The 17,587-nt window shown below is 66.5% G+C and carries 13 protein-coding genes and 1 tRNA gene; 6 read left to right on the top strand and 8 right to left on the bottom strand.

Going from position 1 to position 17,587, the window contains the following annotated elements:
- Positions 1 to 53: 53 nt before the first annotated feature.
- Positions 54 to 695, top strand: a complete 642-nt coding sequence (locus ACFQZZ_RS30145) for an amidohydrolase family protein (RefSeq protein ID WP_378687478.1) — start codon at positions 54 to 56, stop codon at positions 693 to 695.
- On the opposite strand, the gene ACFQZZ_RS30150 is transcribed toward ACFQZZ_RS30145, so the two are convergent.
- A complete protein-coding gene (locus ACFQZZ_RS30150) occupies positions 609 to 2,654 on the bottom strand; it encodes a protein kinase (RefSeq protein ID WP_378687479.1) in 2,046 nt (681 codons plus the stop codon). The genes ACFQZZ_RS30145 and ACFQZZ_RS30150 overlap by 87 nt on opposite strands.
- 230 nt (positions 2,655 to 2,884) lie before the next feature.
- Here ACFQZZ_RS30150 and ACFQZZ_RS30155 point away from each other — a divergent pair, with 230 nt between their 5' ends.
- Together ACFQZZ_RS30155 and ACFQZZ_RS30160 are read left to right on the top strand one after the other, a co-directional pair.
- On the top strand, positions 2,885 to 3,280 hold the full coding sequence (locus ACFQZZ_RS30155) for a DUF1707 domain-containing protein (RefSeq protein WP_378687481.1): 396 nt from the start codon (positions 2,885 to 2,887) through the stop codon (positions 3,278 to 3,280).
- Entirely contained in the window at positions 3,280 to 3,621 is a 342-nt protein-coding gene (locus tag ACFQZZ_RS30160) for a hypothetical protein (protein WP_378687482.1), read from the top strand. Before ACFQZZ_RS30155 ends, ACFQZZ_RS30160 begins: the two co-directional genes overlap by 1 nt.
- A gap of 30 nt (positions 3,622 to 3,651) precedes the next feature.
- On the opposite strand, the gene ACFQZZ_RS30165 is transcribed toward ACFQZZ_RS30160, so the two are convergent.
- From ACFQZZ_RS30165 to ACFQZZ_RS30175, 3 genes are all read right to left on the bottom strand, one after another.
- Positions 3,652 to 4,905, bottom strand: a complete 1,254-nt coding sequence (locus ACFQZZ_RS30165; RefSeq protein ID WP_378687484.1) for a hypothetical protein — start codon at positions 4,903 to 4,905, stop codon at positions 3,652 to 3,654.
- A gap of 273 nt (positions 4,906 to 5,178) precedes the next feature.
- The gene (gene lat / locus ACFQZZ_RS30170; RefSeq protein ID WP_378687485.1) at positions 5,179 to 6,528 is read right to left on the bottom strand and encodes an L-lysine 6-transaminase; all 1,350 of its coding nucleotides are present in this window, start codon (positions 6,526 to 6,528) and stop codon (positions 5,179 to 5,181) included.
- 65 nt (positions 6,529 to 6,593) lie between these two features.
- Positions 6,594 to 7,046, bottom strand: a complete 453-nt coding sequence (locus ACFQZZ_RS30175) for an Lrp/AsnC family transcriptional regulator (protein ID WP_040732134.1) — start codon at positions 7,044 to 7,046, stop codon at positions 6,594 to 6,596.
- 109 nt (positions 7,047 to 7,155) lie between these two features.
- Between ACFQZZ_RS30175 and ACFQZZ_RS30180 the strand changes: the two genes are divergently transcribed.
- Positions 7,156 to 8,685 (top strand): aldehyde dehydrogenase family protein, encoded by a 1,530-nt coding sequence (locus ACFQZZ_RS30180; RefSeq protein WP_378687487.1) that lies wholly within the window; start codon positions 7,156 to 7,158, stop codon positions 8,683 to 8,685.
- A 63-nt stretch (positions 8,686 to 8,748) separates the two neighbouring features.
- Positions 8,749 to 8,822: transfer RNA gene (locus ACFQZZ_RS30185), tRNA-Met, on the top strand.
- A 168-nt stretch (positions 8,823 to 8,990) separates the two neighbouring features.
- On the opposite strand, the gene ACFQZZ_RS30190 is transcribed toward ACFQZZ_RS30185, so the two are convergent.
- Both ACFQZZ_RS30190 and ACFQZZ_RS30195 read right to left on the bottom strand, forming a co-directional pair.
- Positions 8,991 to 10,118, bottom strand: a complete 1,128-nt coding sequence (locus ACFQZZ_RS30190) for an acyl-CoA dehydrogenase family protein (RefSeq protein WP_378687489.1) — start codon at positions 10,116 to 10,118, stop codon at positions 8,991 to 8,993.
- Between the two features lie 239 nt (positions 10,119 to 10,357).
- Positions 10,358 to 13,831 (bottom strand): indolepyruvate ferredoxin oxidoreductase family protein, encoded by a 3,474-nt coding sequence (locus tag ACFQZZ_RS30195; protein ID WP_378687490.1) that lies wholly within the window; start codon positions 13,829 to 13,831, stop codon positions 10,358 to 10,360.
- Between the two features lie 701 nt (positions 13,832 to 14,532).
- On the opposite strand from ACFQZZ_RS30195, the gene ACFQZZ_RS30200 reads away from it, so the two are divergent.
- Positions 14,533 to 15,687, top strand: coding sequence for a lipase family protein (locus ACFQZZ_RS30200; protein WP_378688018.1), 1,155 nt, complete (start codon positions 14,533 to 14,535; stop codon positions 15,685 to 15,687).
- A gap of 70 nt (positions 15,688 to 15,757) precedes the next feature.
- On the opposite strand, the gene ACFQZZ_RS30205 is transcribed toward ACFQZZ_RS30200, so the two are convergent.
- Both ACFQZZ_RS30205 and ACFQZZ_RS30210 read right to left on the bottom strand, forming a co-directional pair.
- Positions 15,758 to 16,597 carry an SDR family oxidoreductase gene (locus ACFQZZ_RS30205; RefSeq protein ID WP_378687491.1) on the bottom strand — a complete coding sequence of 280 codons (840 nt, stop codon included), beginning with the start codon at positions 16,595 to 16,597 and terminating at the stop codon, positions 15,758 to 15,760.
- On the bottom strand, positions 16,594 to 17,541 hold the full coding sequence (locus ACFQZZ_RS30210) for a patatin-like phospholipase family protein (protein ID WP_378687493.1): 948 nt from the start codon (positions 17,539 to 17,541) through the stop codon (positions 16,594 to 16,596). The genes ACFQZZ_RS30205 and ACFQZZ_RS30210 overlap by 4 nt, the downstream gene beginning before the upstream one ends.
- Positions 17,542 to 17,587: the final 46 nt, after the last annotated feature.

Consider the following 17,587-nt stretch of genomic DNA (forward strand, 5'->3'; position numbering starts at 1 on the left):
CCACCCAACACCGAGCACCCCGTCGATACGCATCGGAGACACCAACGATTGCCATGCCCGACCCACCCACAGTTACGCTCCTCGCGCTCCCTGAGCGAGCGGTACACAGCTACGGCGACCATGCAGGCAGCGACGCGGGCATGACCAGCGTCTACGTGGGCGCGGGATTGATCCGCGAACTGGAGCTGCTCGTCGCCGCCGGCCTGACTCCCCGTGAAGTGATCATCGCCGCGACAGCCACCCCCGCCGCTGCCCTCGGCAAAGACAACATCGGCGTCATAGCCCCCGGACGAGCCGCCGACCTCGTAGTAACCGGCAACCCACTCACCGACATTGCCAACCTCCGCCGCGTCGACGCAGTCCTACGCGACGGCGCAACACCACCTAACCCCGGCCGCCCCGAAACCTGCCCTCGCCGAGGCAGTTCCACTCGTCGACCGGAATATGGCCGTCGACCGGAATGGCTGCGGCAAACACAAGATCTCACTCCGGCGTGTCCCACTTGTCAACGACCCGCCCGCCCGCCTGGCGGCGGGAATCCGGTGAGAGGCGGATGGCTGTGGCGCACACGCGACGGACACTCCACCATGCGTAAGTCGTCGGCGGTCCTACTTGCCGGGCTTGTCGTTGCGCGGCTTGTCATTTCGCGGCTTGTCGTTGCGCGGCTTGTCGTTGCTGTGGCCGTCGGCACCTGAGTTGCCGTTATCGTCATTGCGGCTGCCGTTGCTCGAGTTGTTGTTGCCATCGTTGACGTCGTTGCGGCTGCCATTGCCGTCGTAGCCATTGCCCGAGTCACTGGGGCCGTTGCCGTTGTAGCCGTTGCCCGAGGTGCCGTTGCTCGAACGTTCCAGGGGCGGTTCGGCATTGTCCGGCCTCGGCATGTCGGCGTGGGGCTGCGTCGGAATCCAGTTCGCGAATTGACCGTCGGCGAGAACGCATGCGAGCGGTGTGCCGTCGCCTGCGAAGGTGCTGGCGTCGACGACGGGATTGCAGGGCTGTCCGGCAACAGGGACCACCGCGATCGGCGGCGGTGCGGGTGCGACCGGGATTCGGTGCTGCGGCGCTGGACTTGCCGACGGTACGGATGGCGGTGCGGCAGTACCGGTCTCGGTTCCTGCCGGTCGCCCCAGCCAGAGCGCCACCCCAACCACGGTAAGAAGCGCCGAGATGGCTGCGGTAGCGAATCCTGGTCCCAGCACCCGCGGGGGTTCGGTTACGCGCGGCCTCCCCGCGGCACGCGGTGATCCGGCTACTCGCTCCGTTCCGGCTGCATGCTGCGGCTCAGTTACACGCTCCGGCCCAGCCGCACGATGCGATTCAGCTACACGCTCCGGTCCAGCCGCACGATACGGCTCAGCTACACGCTCCGGCCCAGCCGCACGATACGGTCCGGCTGCAAGCTGCGATTCAGCTGCACGCTGCGGCTCAGCTACACCTTCCGGTTCGCGTGCGCGCTGCGGTTCAGCTGCGTGCTGCGATTCAGCTGCACACTCCAGCCCAGGTACACACTCCAGCCCGGGCACACGCTCCGATCCGGCTGCACACTCAGGCCCGGGTACACACTCCGATCCGGCTACATACTCCAGCCCAGGTACGCGCTCCGGCCCGGGTACACGCCCCGGTTCGAGGCGCTCCGATCCGGCTACACGCCCTGGTTCGGGTAGGCGCGGCGGTTCAGCGGCACGCTGCGGTTCAGCTACTCGCTGCGATTCAGCTACTCGCTGCGATTCAGCTACTCGCTGCGATTCAGCTACTCGCTGCGGTTCAGCTGCCCGCCACGATTCGGGCAGCACCGAGGTCGACGGGACGGTTGCCGCCGTGATCTCGACCGTCGCGGTTTCCCGCCCGGTCACCGCGGCGTACGCGTCGGATGCCATTTCGCCCGCGCTGGACCAGCGCTGGTTCGGGTCCTTGGACATGCCGCGGGCGACGACCGCATCCAATGCGGCTGGCACGGTGGGATTTACGGTGGCGGCGGCGGGCGGGTCGATCATCAGGTTTGCGCGCAATTGCTGTGCGGAATCAATGTTGCCGAAAGGCCGTTGGCCGGTGAGGCATTCGTACAGCACACAAGCCAGCGAGTACTGGTCGGCGCGGCCGTCACAGGTGCCGCTGAAGCGTTCCGGTGCCATGTACGCGAGAGTTCCGACCACATTGCTGCTTGCCGTGATCGTGGGCTGGTCGATCCGGTGCGCGGTACCGAAGTCGATCAGATGGACGAATCCGTTCGGGCTCACCATGATGTTGGACGGCTTGACGTCGCGGTGGACCAGCCCGGCCCGATGAGCGACGTCGAGCGCCGCCGCGGTCTGCGCGATGATCTCCACTGCCTGCGCCGCGGGCATCGGCCCATCGCGCCGCAGCTGCGCGGCGACATCGGTGCCCTCGATGAACTCCATGTCGATGTAGAGGCGGCCGTCGAGTTCGCCGAACGTGTGGATCGGCACATTGTGCGGGCCACGGACCTGGGCCGCCAGGCGGGCCTCCCTGGTGAACCGCTGCCGGTAGGTCGCGTCGACGGCGTGCACCGCGGCCAGCATCTTCAGCGCGACGTCACGCTGGGTGACGGTGTCGTGCGCGAGCCAGACCTGTCCGGTGCCGCCGCTTCCTAGCAACCGGTCGAGACGGTAGTGGCCGAACCACAGCTCGCCCATATCGAAACCTCTCGCTCGCCTGCTCCCCATCGAGCAGTTACCCCAAATCCGTACCGACACCGCAGAACCCGAGAAACCAATGCGGCGGCCATTCATCATTTCGCAATCGAGCGGCCCGATGTCGCGGAATTCGATGAGCACGGCGTCATTCACCGTCCGGCGTTGCCCGCTGCGCGGCGTCGGACCGCGAGGCGGCCGGATCGTCATCGACAGCCGCTAGCCTTGCTCGTATGAGTGACGTGCCCGAGATCCGCATCGGCACCGCAGAGCGTGAGCAGGCGATGCAACGACTGTCCGATCATTTCGCCGCCGGTCGGCTGAGCGTCGCCGAGTTCGACGAACGCAGCGCGGTCGTCGCGGCCGCGATGACCCGCGCTGATCTGGATACGGTCTTCGTGGATCTCCCGGAGCCCGTCGCGGCGGCGGCGCTGCCTGCCGAGCGGGACAGCGGGTTCCTGGCCGAGTGGCCGGAGCGGGTGATGGCGGTGATCCCGATCGTCGCGGTCATCCTGTTCTTCACCACTGGCAGCTGGCTGTGGTTCCTGGCGATTCCGCTGATGGGCGCGCTGCTGTTCGGCAGTCGTCACGGTCGGCACCGGGATCGCCGCGGGAAGGACAAGGACTGATGGAACCGGTCGAAATCAACGCGGGCACCTGGTACCTGCGCGCACTGCGCGCCGACGAACGCATCGACGACCGCCCCGCGCTAGCCGAAGGCGGCATCACCGACCCCGACTACGTGGCGCTGCGCACCACGCAGTGGGACAACGAATCCCACTACTCGTGGGCTGTATGCGAACCGACCACCGCCGAAATGGTCGCCGAAATCGGTGTCACCCCCACCGCCGACGACACGGCCGAAATAACCGGCTGGGCAAGGCCCGGCTACGAACCCGCATTGGCGGCGGGGCTGACATCGGTCCGCCGCTTCGTCGAGGGCGGACTCGGCCTGCGGCCGAAGGGCTGACACAACGCGCGAGGTGTGCGAACCAGTCCGCTATCGCATCACGCCCGTATGCCCGGTCGAGTAGCGGCCGGGCTGCGGCCAGACCGTCAACCCGTGAGCTCCACGGCCAACCGGTATGCGGGCCAACAGGTTCCAATTGACGATGTCTATGGCGTAGACCTCGCCATGGTGGCGGCCGGAGACCCAGAAGACGCGGCCGTCGGCGGAGATGTTGCCCATGTCGGGGCTGCCGCCGCCGGGGATGTGCCACTTGTGGACCAGGCTGTTGGCGGCGAAATCCCAGACCGAGATACTGCCCTCGTGGCGGTTGGTGATGAGCATCTGGGTGGAGTCACGGGTGACGTAGAGGCCGTGCGTGCCCTTACCGGTGGGGATGAAGCCGGTGTTCTCGAAGCTGAGGGCATCGACGGTGTAGATACCGTCGGCGGCCATATCGGCGATGAAGAAGGTGCGCCCGTCCGGTGCGAGTTTGACGTCCTGTGGCTTGCCGGAGCGACCGCCGGGCAGGTCGATCGTCTTGATCGCGGTGCGCGCCGCAACATCGAAAACCAGCATGCGCCCAGCGAATTCGCAACTGGCCAACGCGAACCGACCGTCGGCGGTGAAGTCCATATGATCAACGCCAGCGCAGTCCGGCACTGCCATCGCGTGCAGCTTCTGCCAGGTCTGCGGATCGTAGAAATCCAGCGACTTGTCCGCCTCTGCGACGACGAGCGCGAACTGGCCGTCGGGCGTGTAATACATGTTGTAGGGGTCGCGCACCGGAAACGACGGGCCCGGCATGCCGGTCCTCGGGTCGATCGGCAGCAGGCTGCCGCCGCCGAGCGGAAGATCGTTGGTGACGTACAGCGTCTGCATGTCGTAGGACGGCACCACATGCTGCGGTTCCTCGCCGCCGGCCGGGAAGGTGTCGATCACCTGGAAGCTGGCCTGGTCGATCACCGAGACGGTGTTGGATTTGCTGTTGGGCACGTACACCAGCGCCCGATGGTCGGCCACCGTCGGGCTGAGCTCGCGGTTCGCGGCGTACACATCGGTCGGCGACAGCGGCGGCGGCATACCCGGTAGCAGGTCCCGCAGGTGCGGCGGCGGTGCGCTCGTGGTGGGTGCGGCAATGGTGGTCGGCGCGTTCGACGTGTCCGCCGATCCCGCCTCACTGGAGGCACAACCCGCCACGGCCACCGCAACGGCCAGGGACGCGATGAATTGATGAGGGGCTGCGACCGGACGTCGGTCCGGCCGAGCGGATGGCGCGCAGCTTCGGTACATGCGCTGTCGGTTCACGCGCTGCACCGTGCCAGGGGGTGGTGGAGACGAGATGACATGGGTGCGAAGCCTAAGCGGTGAAGCGCGGATTCCGCGGTAATCCGCGCCGAGTCAGCCGAAGCCTGTCCTGCCATCCGGACATTCGTGACGGAACGACCCGAGGTCGATCAGAACCCAGCCCATGACATCGACCGTCGCGTCCAAAGTATGCGTGCCGAGCCTCGCGGTGGGCGCGGGCGCGGCAATCCGCGCCGCGCCCACCGAAGCCCGTCCTCCATATTCGTGACGTAACTACCCCAGGGTGGTCAGCACCCGATCCAGGGCATCGACCGCCGCGTCCAATTCGGCATCGGTGACGGTGAGCGGCGGCCGGAAGCGGATGCCCCGCTCGCCGGTGCCGAGGATCAGCACATGCTCGTCGGCCCACAGCCTGGTCAGCACCTGGTCGCGCAGCCGCGCCGAGGACACCGTGACCGCGCACATGAGGCCGCGCCCGCGGGGTTCGGTAATGCTGGGGTGCGCTGCGGCAAGCCCTTCAAGCCGTTGCAGCAGATGCGCGCCGAGCACCTGGGACCGCGCGATCAACTCGTCACGCTCGAGCACCTCGAGAATGCGCCTGGTGCGCACCATATCGGTGAGGTTGCCGCCCCAGGTTGAGTTGAGCCGGGAGCTGACGACGAACACATTGTCGGGCACCTCGTCGATACGCCCGCCCGCCATCACACCGCACACCTGGGTCTTCTTCCCGAACGCGACCACGTCCGGCTCGAGCCCGAGTTGTTGGTAGGCCCAGGTGGTTCCGGTCATCCCGACACCGGTCTGCACCTCGTCGAGCACGAACAACGCATCGTTCTCGTGACACAACCGCTGTACGGCCTGCAAGAACTGCGGACGCAGATGCCGGTCACCGCCTTCGCCCTGGATCGGCTCGGCGATGAAACATGCTATGTCGTGCGGGTTTTCGGCGAAGGCACGCCGCGCCTGATCCAGCGCGTTCGCTTCGGCGACGTCGATATCGTGATCGTCGCTCAGATATGGCGCGTCGATGCGTGGCCAGTCGAACTTGGGGAAGCGCGCGACCTTCACCGGATCGGTGTTGGTCAGCGACATGGTGTAGCCGGTGCGACCGTGGAACGCTCCGGTCAGGTGCAGCACCTTGGTACCGAGTTCCGGTGCGCGCCCGTGAGATTCGTTGTGCCTGCTCTTCCAGTCGAACGCTGCTTTGAGCGCGTTCTCCACCGCGAGCCCGCCACCGTCGATGAAGAACAGGTGCGGTAGCCGCGGGTCGCCGAGCACACGCGCGAATGTCTCTACGAACCGCGCCATTTCGACCGTGTAGATGTCGGAGTTGCTCGGCTTGTTGAGGGCGGCGGCGGCGAGTTCGGCGCGGAAGACTTCGTCGTCGGCCAGTGCGGGATGGTTCATCCCTAGGGCGTTCGAGGCGAAGAAGCCGAACATGTCGAGGTAGGAGCTGCCGTCTCGTTCGTCGACGATCCGGCAGCCACGCGAATTACGGAGGTCAAGCACCAAGTCGAAACCGTCGGCCAGGATGTGCGCCGACAAGATCTCGTGTACCCGGGTTGCGGGGGTGACCGGTGCTATGTCACCGTCCGTGCGGGTGCGGTCCAGTTCGAGGGTCACACCGGCCAGGGTACGGAAATATTTACGGAATCTCTACAACTCGTCGGACTAATTACGGCCAATCGTTATCTGTCATAGAATGTCTGCAAGATGATGGTGCTTCGAGTCCTGACGTTGGCGGTCGCCCTGATCTCCTGCAGCAACTGCTCGAGGTGCCGCGGCGAGGCCACCCGCACCAGCAGCACGTAGCTCTCGTCACCGGCCACCGAATGGCATGCCTCGATACCAGGGATATGTTGCAGAACGGCGGGCGCGTCATCCGGTTGCGAAGGGTCGAGAGGAGTGATCGCGACGAATGCCGACAACAGTTGTCCAAGTGCCTCGGGGTCGACGTGGGCTGTGTAACCCCGGATTACCCCACGCGCCTCTAACCTGCGCACCCGCGATTGCACAGCGGAGACCGATAGGCTCGCCTTCTCTGCCAGGTTCGATAACGTGGCGCGACCGTCGGCCATCAGTTCACGAATCAGCAGGCGATCGATGTCATCGAGTGCGGGTCTTGCCGGTGTATCCGCCATCAGCGAAGGCTAACTCAGCAAGCGCGACTCGTGGCGGAAACCTCTACTCGTTCACTCCCCGTAACAGCACAGTATTGTGCGCCTGCCCAAAGCGACAGCGGAGCAATCGATGACACATACGCTCGACGATCACCTCACCATCGACCTGGCAGCCCGTGCGGCGGCGCTGTTGCGCGAGCTCGGCGCCGAGCCGCCCGCGGCAGGCGGATTACCTGCTCGCACACCGATTACCGGCGGCGGGCTCATGACACTGCGCGCCGACTCCCTCGACGAGGTGGACGCCGCGATCGACCGTGCCGCGGTGGCATTCCGCGGGTGGCGCACCGTCCCCGCGCCCGGCCGGGCCGCGGTGGTGCGGCGGCTGGCCGAACTGCTCACTGTGCACAAGTCCGAACTCGGCGAGCTGGTCACCCTCGAAGCCGGGAAGATCGGTCCGGAGGCACTCGGCGAAGTACAGGAAATGATCGACATCTGCGAGTTCGCGATCGGCTTGTCGCGGCAGCTGTACGGCAAGACCATGCCCTCGGAGCGGCCCGGGCATCGGCTGATGGAGACCTGGCACCCGCTGGGTGTGGTCGGGGTGATCTCCGCGTTCAACTTCCCGGTCGCGGTGTGGGCATGGAACACCGCTGTCGCACTGGTCTGCGGTGACACCGTGGTGTGGAAGCCGTCGGAGACGACACCGTTGACGGCCCTGGCCTGCCACACCCTGTTGCGCCGTGCCGCGGCCGATGTGGGCGCGGATCCCGAAGTACACCAACTGATTCAGGGTGGCGCCGAGGTCGGTTCCCGGCTGGTCGACGACGAGCGCGTCGCGCTGGTGAGTGCCACCGGTTCGGTGCGGATGGGACGCATCGTCGCACCGCGGGTGGCCGCGCGATTCGGGCGGTGTCTGCTCGAGCTGGGCGGCAACAACGGCGCGATCGTCACGCCGTCGGCGGATCTGGAGCTGGCCGCGCGTGGCATCGTATTCGCCGCGGCGGGCACGGCCGGGCAACGCTGCACGACGCTGCGGCGGCTGATCGTGCACGCCGATGTCGTCGGTCCGCTGCTCGATCGGGTGGCCGGTGCGTATCGGCAACTACGCGTTGGCAATCCACTCGAGGATGGGGTGCTGGTCGGACCGCTGATCGACGGGCGGGCCTACGAGGGGATGCGGGCCGCGCTGGATCGAGCACTCGCCGACGGTGGCGAGTTGGTGTGCGGCGGCGACCGGGTCGACGGGTTCGGCGACGACGCTTTCTACGTGCGCCCTGCGATTGTGCGGATGCCCGCACAGACCGCAGTGGTGCGCGAGGAGACCTTCGCCCCGATCCTCTACGTGCTGACGTATCACGACTTCGACACCGCGATCACACTGCACAACGCAGTGCCGCAAGGACTTTCGTCCGCCGTCTTCACCGCAGACCAACGCGAGGCGGAACGCTTCCTCGCCGCCGACGGCTCGGACTGCGGCATCGCCAACGTCAATATCGGCACCTCGGGTGCCGAGATCGGCGGCGCCTTCGGCGGCGAGAAGCAGACCGGCGGCGGCCGCGAATCCGGCTCGGACTCCTGGAAGGCATATATGCGCCGAGCCACCAACACCATCAACTACTCCGACCAACTCCCCCTCGCCCAAGGCATTCAATTCGGCTGACAGGCTCCTGACCTCGCGATTAGGTCGGACAGCCACCCCATGGGTAGTGTTACGGCTACCCAACGCGGGGTGGAGCAGCTCGGTAGCTCGCTGGGCTCATAACCCAGAGGTCGCAGGTTCAAATCCTGTCCCCGCTACTACGAACGGCCCCGGAACAGTATGTTCCGGGGCCGTTCTGTTACCCGGGTCAGGGACTACGCAGGCAAACCGACCGTCGCGGGGCGAGTTCGTCACAGCATCACGGCGACGGGCGGCCCCTCAGCACCGGGTGGGCAGACCATTCCGCGACTGTGACACGAACCGGCTCACTCGTCTTCGGCCACTCCGAGAATCTGTTTTCCCACCACACCCGCGAGGACCTCGGTCGAGTAGGCCATCAGCTGGCCTGCTTCGGCATCCCGCAGATGGCGTTGGATCGGAGACTGTTTGAGGTATCCGGAGGCGCCACCGATACGAACGCCCAGTTGCGCGACGTCCACCGCGATCTTGTTGGCGAGATATTTGGCGCGGGACAAGTTCGGGAAGAAGGCGGGGATGCCGTTGTCGGCCTCCCAGAGGGCGCGGTCGTAGAGCGCGTGTGCGGCCGCGAGCCGGATCTCGACGTCGGCCACTTCGAACTGCACCCACTGCTGGTGCGACAGTGGCTTGCCCATGATCACTCGCGATCGCGCGTGCGCGATCAACGCGTCCAGCGCGGCGTCGGCGATGCCGAGGGAGATCGCGGGCAGCCCCGCCGGGATGACCGCGAAATCGCCGGGACCCGGGGCACGGCCACGATATTCGGCACGCAGGACAGTGCGGTCGAAGGAGAGCAGTTGGCTGCGGGTCGCGCGCAGACCCAACGTGTCCCAGATCGGGATGACCGACACTGTGGCGTCGGGGATCACACCGAAGAAGGTCGGCACATCGTCGACACGAGCATTGACCAGCAGATAATCGGCGATCTCGCTGGCCGAGACGAAGCGTTTGGCGCCGGTGATAGACCAGCCGCCGTCGACGGGGACGGCCTCCTGTTGCGGATTGAGGAAGCGGTTTCCGCTGGCCGGCTCCGACAGCGCGTTCGCGAACCGCTTGCCAGCGAGGAATTCGTCGGCGAAGAACGAGCCCAACGAATCCCGGGTGATCTCGGCGAGCGCGACACCCGCTCCGGCGTGCATCACCCAGATCGTCGCCGTGGACGGGTCGGCCTTGGCGAGAACGCGCACGAGCTGCCCGAAAGCCAGGTAGCTCAGCCCGAGACCACCTACATGCTCAGGCAGCACCGCCCGGTCGGCTTCCGCCTCGTGGAGTGCATCCAGATGCTCGACCGCGATCTCGGCGCGCTCGTCGTACTTCGCGGCAGTGGCACCGATATCGACGGCCAGCTCGGCGGCTCGGTCGAGGATCTTGCGCTCGACATCGCGGAGCGGGCCGGGGAATTGCGCTGTGGTCACGAAATACTCTCCGGTAGTTGGGGTTCCGAGATCCTGTGGCGATTGTTCGACCAGGGTACGCAGCAGGAGTTCCCGGAGCGCGCGAAATGGTCGAACCGCCGGATCCGTTCCACACCCGCAGCACAGCGAACGCCACGCGAAAGCCGAGGTCGGACGGTTTCGCACCGTCCGACCTCGGCCATTATCTGCTTACTCGAGACCGGTCGTCATCGGTCCGAGCACAGCAGCTCGGTTACCGACTAGACCTGCGGCGGCTCGATGCCCAATTCGCGCAGACCATTTCGATAGAGCTCGACGTTGGCGAGTTTGATGTCCTCGTAGCCGCGGACGATATCGGTGAGTGCGGCGGCCTTGACCGCCCGGTCGTAATCGGCCGGGTCGAGGTCGGCCGCGAGTGCCGTCACCATCTCGGCGTAGTGGCTGAGCAGGGTGCGTTCCACCCGGCGCACGTTGGCGTAGCCGAAGGGGTCGAATTTGGTGCCGCGCAGGCGCTTTCCCTTGGCAAGGACGCGTAGCGCCAGGTGGCTGCTCGGCCCGAGGCCGATCTTCTTCTTGCGGCCCATGGCGCGCAGGACGGGTGGGTGCAGCCGGTAGGTGAGATTTGCGCCGTCGGGCAGTTGGTCGGCGATATCGTCGAGGAAGGCCGGGTCGGTGAGGCGGCGGGCGACCTCGTATTCGTCCTTGTAGGCGGTGAACTTGTAGAGGCCGCGGGCCACTTGCTCGCTGAATTCGGTGCGGTCGGTGACGCGGCGCTGCGCCTCCCAAATGTGTTGCACGGTCCGCACATAGTCGCGGGCGACGCGGACGCCTTGGAAGCCGATCAGCTCCACGGCACGCAGTTCGATGAGGCGCCTTGTCTCGCCCGTCGCCGTCACGCCGTCGAAAAGGTCGGCGGGAAAGGCGATCTCGGCACGCTTCCGCCGCGTGCGGGTGGTCGCGGCAGCGAACTCCTCCGGGTGTGCCACCGCCATGCGACCCCATCGGAAGGCCGCGATGTTGGCGGCCACGGCGACGCCGTTGATCTCGATGGCCTCCTCGATCGCCGCGGCGGGCAGGCGCAGGCCACCGGTTTGATAGGCGGCGCCGACCATCAGGAAGTTCGCGGCAGCGGTGTTGCCGAACAGCACCTCGGCGGCGGCCAGCGCGTCGAACGAGCGCACCGAGCGCGATACCCGCTCCAGCCGCGACAGCAACGTGCTCTCGTCCGGGTAGGAGACGGACTTGTCGTAGACCATGTCGCCGGTCGGGGTCTTGCTGGTCGACGCGACCGACAGGGTGGCCGCCTTCGAGCCGTAGGCCAGGTTCTTGTTGTCGGTGGCGGCGAGCAGGTCGAACGCCACGATGCAGTCGGCCGAACCGGGTGTCAGCCGGTTCGCGGGTTCCAGCGCGCCGAGTGCGAATCGCAGATGTGACACGACCGGTCCGGCCTTCTGGCTCAGGCCGATCTGGTCCAGGCTCGCCACCTCGTAACCGGCGCGCAGCGCGGCGGTCGCCAGCACCTGGTTGACGGTGACGATGCCGGTACCGCCGATGCCTGCCAGGAAGACGTTCTGGGTCGTCGTCGGCGCCGCGTCCGTGAGGTCGGGCAGCACCGGCGGCTGCGCACGCTTGATCTTGTCGCGCTTCTTCGCTTTCGCCGGATCCGGCAGCTCCACGGTGACGAACGAGGGGCAGTCGCCGTCCATGCAGCTGTAATCGGTATTGCAGGAGGTCTGATCGATCCTGGTCTTGCGGCCGAATTCGGTGTCGACCGGCTGGACCGACAGGCAGTTGCTCTTGACTCCGCAGTCGCCACAACCCTCGCAGACCGCCTCGTTGATGACCACGCGAGTGCGGCGAACCGGCAGGGTGCCGCGCTTGCGCTGGCGGCGCGCGTCGGCGGCGCAGTGCTGGTCGTAGATGAGCACGGTGACGCCGGGGACCTCGCGCAGCGTGCGCTGTGCTTCGTCGAGCCGATCGCGGTGCCACAGCAGGGTGCCCGCGGCCAGCTCACGCTTGCGGTACTTCTTCGGTTCGTCTGCGCAGATGATGATCTGCCGTACGCCCTCGGTGCGGAGTTTGTGGGTCAGCATCGGCACTGCGAGCGCACCTTCCGCGTCCTGCGCACCGGTCATCGCGACGACGTCGTTGTACAGCAGCTTGTAGGTGATATTGACGCCAGCGGCGATACAAGCCTGCACGGCGAGCTGCCCGGAGTGGAAATACGTGCCGTCGCCGATGTTCTGAAACAGGTGTGGCACATCGGTGAACGGCGCCTGGCCGATCCACTGCGCGCCTTCGCCGCCCATCTGCGTCAGCCCGGTGACCTTGCTGTCGTCGCGACCCGACATGGTCACCATGGTGTGGCAGCCGATGCCACCACCGGCCAGCGAACCCTCCGGCACCGCGGTGGAACGGTTGTGCGGGCAGCCGCTGCAGAAGTACGCGGCCCGCTTGGCAGGCAGCACCGAAAGCGACAGTGGTTGTGGCAGCGGTCGTTTCATGTCCAGATGACCTTGGAGCGCGCGGCGCAAGGGAGCCACGATCCGGCCCGCGGTGAGCTCGCCGTCCTGGCTGAACAGCGGCCGGTTGTCGGCATCGCGCTTGCCGATGATCTGCGGCGCATCCGGCGTGCCGTACAGGATCTCCCGGATCTGCGTTTCGATGAAGGCGGTCTTGTCCTCGACGACCACGAGGCGCGAGAGTCCGTCGGCGAACTGCCGGACACGCTCGGGCGCAATCGGATACGGCATCCCGATCCGCAGCAGCCGGACCCCGGCGCGCAGCAGCGCGGCATCGTCGACTCCGAGGTCGATAAGCGCTTGGCGCACTGCGTCGAATGTGGTTCCCGTGGCGGCGATTCCGAGCGTAGCGCGTGCCGGATTCACCTCGATGACATCCAGCTCGTTGAGCGCGCTGTAGGCCTTGACGATTTCCCAGCGCGGGCCGTACAGATCCGCCTCGGCGATCACGCTGTCCGCCGGCGCTGCCATCGGCCGCTGCAGGTAGGTGAACGGCCTTCCCTCCCAGTCGATTTCCGGAACGGTGATGGCGATATCGCCCACCGTGCCGTCGACCGTCCACGCGCCGTCGGCCACATCCGCCACGATCTTCAGCGCCACAAGACATCCCGAAGCGCGCGACAGTGCGACACCGTGCAGACCCATGGTGACGATTTCCCGAGCATTGCGTGGGAACAGCACCGGAATATTCAACGCGGCCAGCGAGCGCTCACTGACCGCGGGCACGGTCGACGATTTCGAGGCCGGATCGTCGCCGACCAGCAGCAGCACACCGCCGCGTGGATTCACCCCGTACATGTTGGCGTGCCGCAACGCATCCGTGGCGCGGTCGAGCCCGGGCCCCTTGCCGTACCAGACCCCCACGACGCCGTCGTGGGTCGCGGCGCCCGCGGGTAGGTCGGCCTGACTTCCCCACACCGAGGTAGCGGCGAGTTCCTCGTTCAACCCCGGCACGAAGGAAATATCGTGCTCGGCAAGAACATTCGGCATTCCGTTCAACATCTTGTCGACCCCGCCGAGCGGGCTGCCCTGATACCCCGAGACGAATGTGCCCACCCGCCGCCCGGCGCGCAGGTCACGAACATGTTGTTCGACCAGCTGTCTGGCGATCGCCTGGACGCCGGTGAGGACAACGGTTCCGGCGCCGACGCGGTAGCGGTCGGCGAGGTCGTACGGGGCTGAGATCAGTTCGCGGTCAGCGAGCTCGGTCATGCAGTCCACCCATCCGCTCGGCGCCGATCCGGCGCTTCGCTTCGTTGAGCACTTGTTGCCGTCATCCTGTCTGCGAACACCTGAACGCACAATAGCGGCGGATAAAGTTGAGCAAAGTGCGCAATCATGACATCCGGCAGTGGGCACGGCCTATGCAGGATGCGAGGTATATGTGACCTCGACCACGCTACGCACGAGCTGTGGTCGTTCGTCGCAGCCACGCACAGATCGACGTTTCGGGCACCGTCTAGTAGCGCGCGTGCCGAGCGGCAATGCGCGGCGGACGATGCCAGCCGTTTGCGGAGCCGTGATCTATGCGACTATCCGTGACAGTGTGATCTCGACCAAGTTGGGATCGGCTAAGTTGTGAAACCGACAGTTTCAGTAAGACCGTGTGCTCGTTTTCGTCGAGTCGACGATAACTTTCGCAACGGATGGTGTGCCGCCAAGCGCGGCTACCGGCAGTCACGAGCCGAAGGAGGTGCAACAGTCTGCCGCGATCGGCTCGCGTTCGGTCCGGCTGCCGGTTCCTCTCCGTCTGCGCAGCGAACGAAGTGGTTCGCTGCGGTTTCCCCGTGTAGTGCCGGTCCGTCCGATGCGCTCACACCCGAAGCATGGTTGCTTCCGGTGTGCTTTGTCGGTGGCGGCTGACCCATCGAAGGAAAGTCTTGTCCAGAGTTCCCTTCAGGATTGCGATCCTGTTGTTGAGTATCGTTTCGCTCGGCCTGCTCGGTCTGCCCGCGAATGCCCAACCGCTTTATCCCACCCCCGATCCTGATCCGTTCTATACGCCACCGTCCGACATGGAGGCGCTGCGGCCGGGGGATGTCGTACGGACCCGCAAGATCGATACCGCCTTCTACGTCGGAACCGAGGGCTGGCAGGTAGCGTTCCGCTCCACCAATTCGCTGGGCGGCCCGGTCATGGGGGTGACCACCGTCCTGCTTCCTGCCGGTGTGAAGAACCCGCCGCTGGTCTCCTACCAGGCCCTGATCAATTCGCTCGGCACCCAGTGCAACCCGTCGCGGTCGCTGTTCAACGGCGAATTGCAGGACGCCGTCGGCGCCATGCTCCCGATCGGTCGCGGCTGGGCGGTCTCGCTGCCCGACTATCTCGGCCCCACCTCCGCTTACGGCGCCGCGAAGCTCAGCGGCATGATGACCTTGGACAGCGTCAAGGCGGTGCAGAAGGTGACCGAGCTCGGTCTCTCCACATCGCCTGTCGCGATCGCGGGCTATTCCGGCGGCGGCATGGCCACCGCCTGGGCTGCGGCACTGCAGCCCACCTACGCCCCCGAACTGAAGCTCGCCGCGGCGGTCGCGGGCGGCATTCCCGCCGACCTCGAAGAGATGGCGCTGTCACTCGGTTTCGACCCGCACCCCGGATTCGGCCTTGCCTTCGCCGCGGCCATGGGCCTGGAACGCGAATACCCGAACCGGCTGCCGATCTCCGATCAGCTGAACCAGAACGGCCTGTGGTTCCGGGAATTCACCCATGACGCCTGCCGCCGATTCCTGCTCTTCCACGGCGCCTTCCGCAGTGCCGAGCAGATGGCGGCGACCAAGAGCCTGATGGACAGCCCCGAAGCGCGAGCGGTGCTGCGCGAGAACAGCTTGCGTCACTTCCCCGGCATTCCGGCGGTCCCGACCTACATGTGGCAGGGCCGCTTCGACACCCTCACTTTCTTCAATCCGGTCGCCGAAGTAGCCGACCGCTACTGCCGAGCCGGAGCCCCGGTCCAGTTCCGCCCCTACGACATCGCCGAACACATGACAACGGCCGTGGCAGGTTTCGCCGACGCCTGGAACTACGTGGAAGCCCGCTTCAATGGCGACCCGGTTCCAACCAGCTGCTGAGTTCTCACCGCGACTGCGGCCCCGGAGATCTTCTCCGGGGCCGCTTTTCGTTGCCGCCTACCAGCACACGTCACTCGGTGATCGAGCGGACCTGCTCTTCGTACTTCGCGCGGGTCGCGTTGTCGGCCGGGTGTAGGGCGCGGTCCCCGTCGAAGAGTCTGCGGACCAGGCGGACTGCGCGTTCGGGGGCGGCTGCCAGGGCGATGTCGATGGGGGCGAGGTAGTTGGGGACCGCTACCTCGGCCTTGCGGGTGTGGACGGTGTGGACGATAGCGGCGGCCACGTCTTCGGGGTCGACGGTCGGCATGCCTTTGCCGAGGGTCAGGCCCGAGGAGAGCCGGGTGCGGACGGCCGAGGGCATTACGCAGCTGACGCTGATGCCCTGCGGGGCGAACTCCAAACGTGTTGCCGCCGAGAGTCCTACGGCGGCGAACTTGCTCGCGTTGTAGACGGCGAGGCCGGCCACCGGGATCTTGCCTGCCAGCGAGGCCACGTTGACGACGTGACCGCGGCCGCGCTCGATCATGCCGGGGACTACCGCGCGCATGCCGTTGATCAGGCCCCATACATTGATGTCCATGGTGGCGTGGCCGACGGCGTCCGGCTCGTCGAGGAAAGCGCCCGCGGGCATGACGCCCGCGTTGTTGACCAGGATGTCGATGCGACCGAAGTCGGCGACGGCCTTGTCCCACTGGTCGCGTGCCCGCACGTCGAGTTCGTAGGCGCGCGCGCCGATAGCGGCAGCCGCGGATTCCGCTGCGGCGGTGTCGACGTCGGCGATCGCGATTTCAGCGCCCTTGGCGGAGAACAGTTCCGCCGTCGACCGGCCGATACCGCGGCCCGCGCCGGTGATGAGTACCCGGGACCCCTTCAGATCGAATTCGGGGTAACCGTGTCCGAGAATACTCATGCGAAAGCTCCTTGTTCCAGCGCCAGGCGCGTGCTGCGCAGACTGTGTTCGAAGGTGTCGAGGCGGCGGCGGCCGTCCATGAAGTTGGGTCCCATCACCGCCAGATCCTCAGCGGTGGCGTCGACGCGCAGCACCTTGGTGCCCGCCGCGCGCAGTTGGGCGACCTCGGCATCGAGCTCGGCGCTCATCCGGTTTCGCATCTGCCGCTCGAGGAAGTGACCGGGTCCGGTCGCGGGGATCTTCCCGGTCGAGGCCATCGGGGCAAGCAGCACGACCTCATCCAGCTTTTCCGGGATGAGCAGGTCCACCGAGGCCGTTGAACCGGCGCCGCCGTCGATGAAGCGACGGCCCGCGATCGAGACCGGCGGGAACCAGCCGGGCACCGCCCACGACGCCCGCAGCGCCTCGCCCAGCGTTGCGGCGGGCGCGACGGGCGAACCGAATGCGACGCGCTCGCCGGTGGCGTAATCCATGGCGACCAGCCTGGTCGCGGGATGCGACACCCAGGAACGCCCCGGATTCAGGCGGTCGGCGAGTTGCTGCAGCCAGCTCGGGTCACCGCCGCCGACCGGCAGCAGGCCACTGCCCGCGGTCAGCAGCGCTTGCCCGGACTCCGTGCGGCGCAAGGGCAGTCGAAGCGAGCCGAGCCGTGGCCGTGGCAGCGGGGGAAACCGTCCGGGTTCGGACCGCATGTGCGCCAACAGAATCGGATTCGTCGAGGTGCCGCGTTGCATCGCGACCAGCTCGTCCACCCCGATGCCGCTCCCGAGCATGGTCATCATTTCCGCGCCTGCGGACGTGCCGATGAGCACGTCCGCCTCACGCGGATCCCAGTCCAGCACGTCGCGGGTCGCGGCGAGCGCGGCGACGATCCAGGCGGCTCCGAGCGTGCCACCGCATCCGATGGCCAGGCCACGCCGCTGTGACCCGTCTTTGTTACCCATGGTTCCAAACACTAGCAGAATCCAAATACCTGCGGTATCTGAAATC

The sequence above is a fragment of the Nocardia sp. GCM10030253 genome, assembly GCF_042675075.1.
GTDB lineage: Bacteria > Actinomycetota > Actinomycetes > Mycobacteriales > Mycobacteriaceae > Nocardia.

Excerpts from the sequence above, each read along its gene's own strand:
- ACFQZZ_RS30205 (WP_378687491.1), bottom strand. The coding sequence starts at position 16,597 with ATGAGTATTCTCGGACACGGTTACCCCGAATTCGATCTGAAGGGGTCC.
- ACFQZZ_RS30180 (WP_378687487.1), top strand. The coding sequence starts at position 7,156 with ATGACACATACGCTCGACGATCACCTCACCATCGACCTGGCAGCCCGT.
- ACFQZZ_RS30150 (WP_378687479.1), bottom strand. The coding sequence starts at position 2,654 with ATGGGCGAGCTGTGGTTCGGCCACTACCGTCTCGACCGGTTGCTAGGA.
- ACFQZZ_RS30175 (WP_040732134.1), bottom strand. The coding sequence starts at position 7,046 with ATGGCGGATACACCGGCAAGACCCGCACTCGATGACATCGATCGCCTG.
- ACFQZZ_RS30210 (WP_378687493.1), bottom strand. The coding sequence starts at position 17,541 with ATGGGTAACAAAGACGGGTCACAGCGGCGTGGCCTGGCCATCGGATGC.
- ACFQZZ_RS30145 (WP_378687478.1), top strand. The coding sequence starts at position 54 with ATGCCCGACCCACCCACAGTTACGCTCCTCGCGCTCCCTGAGCGAGCG.
- ACFQZZ_RS30155 (WP_378687481.1), top strand. The coding sequence starts at position 2,885 with ATGAGTGACGTGCCCGAGATCCGCATCGGCACCGCAGAGCGTGAGCAG.
- ACFQZZ_RS30195 (WP_378687490.1), bottom strand. The coding sequence starts at position 13,831 with ATGACCGAGCTCGCTGACCGCGAACTGATCTCAGCCCCGTACGACCTC.
- ACFQZZ_RS30160 (WP_378687482.1), top strand. The coding sequence starts at position 3,280 with ATGGAACCGGTCGAAATCAACGCGGGCACCTGGTACCTGCGCGCACTG.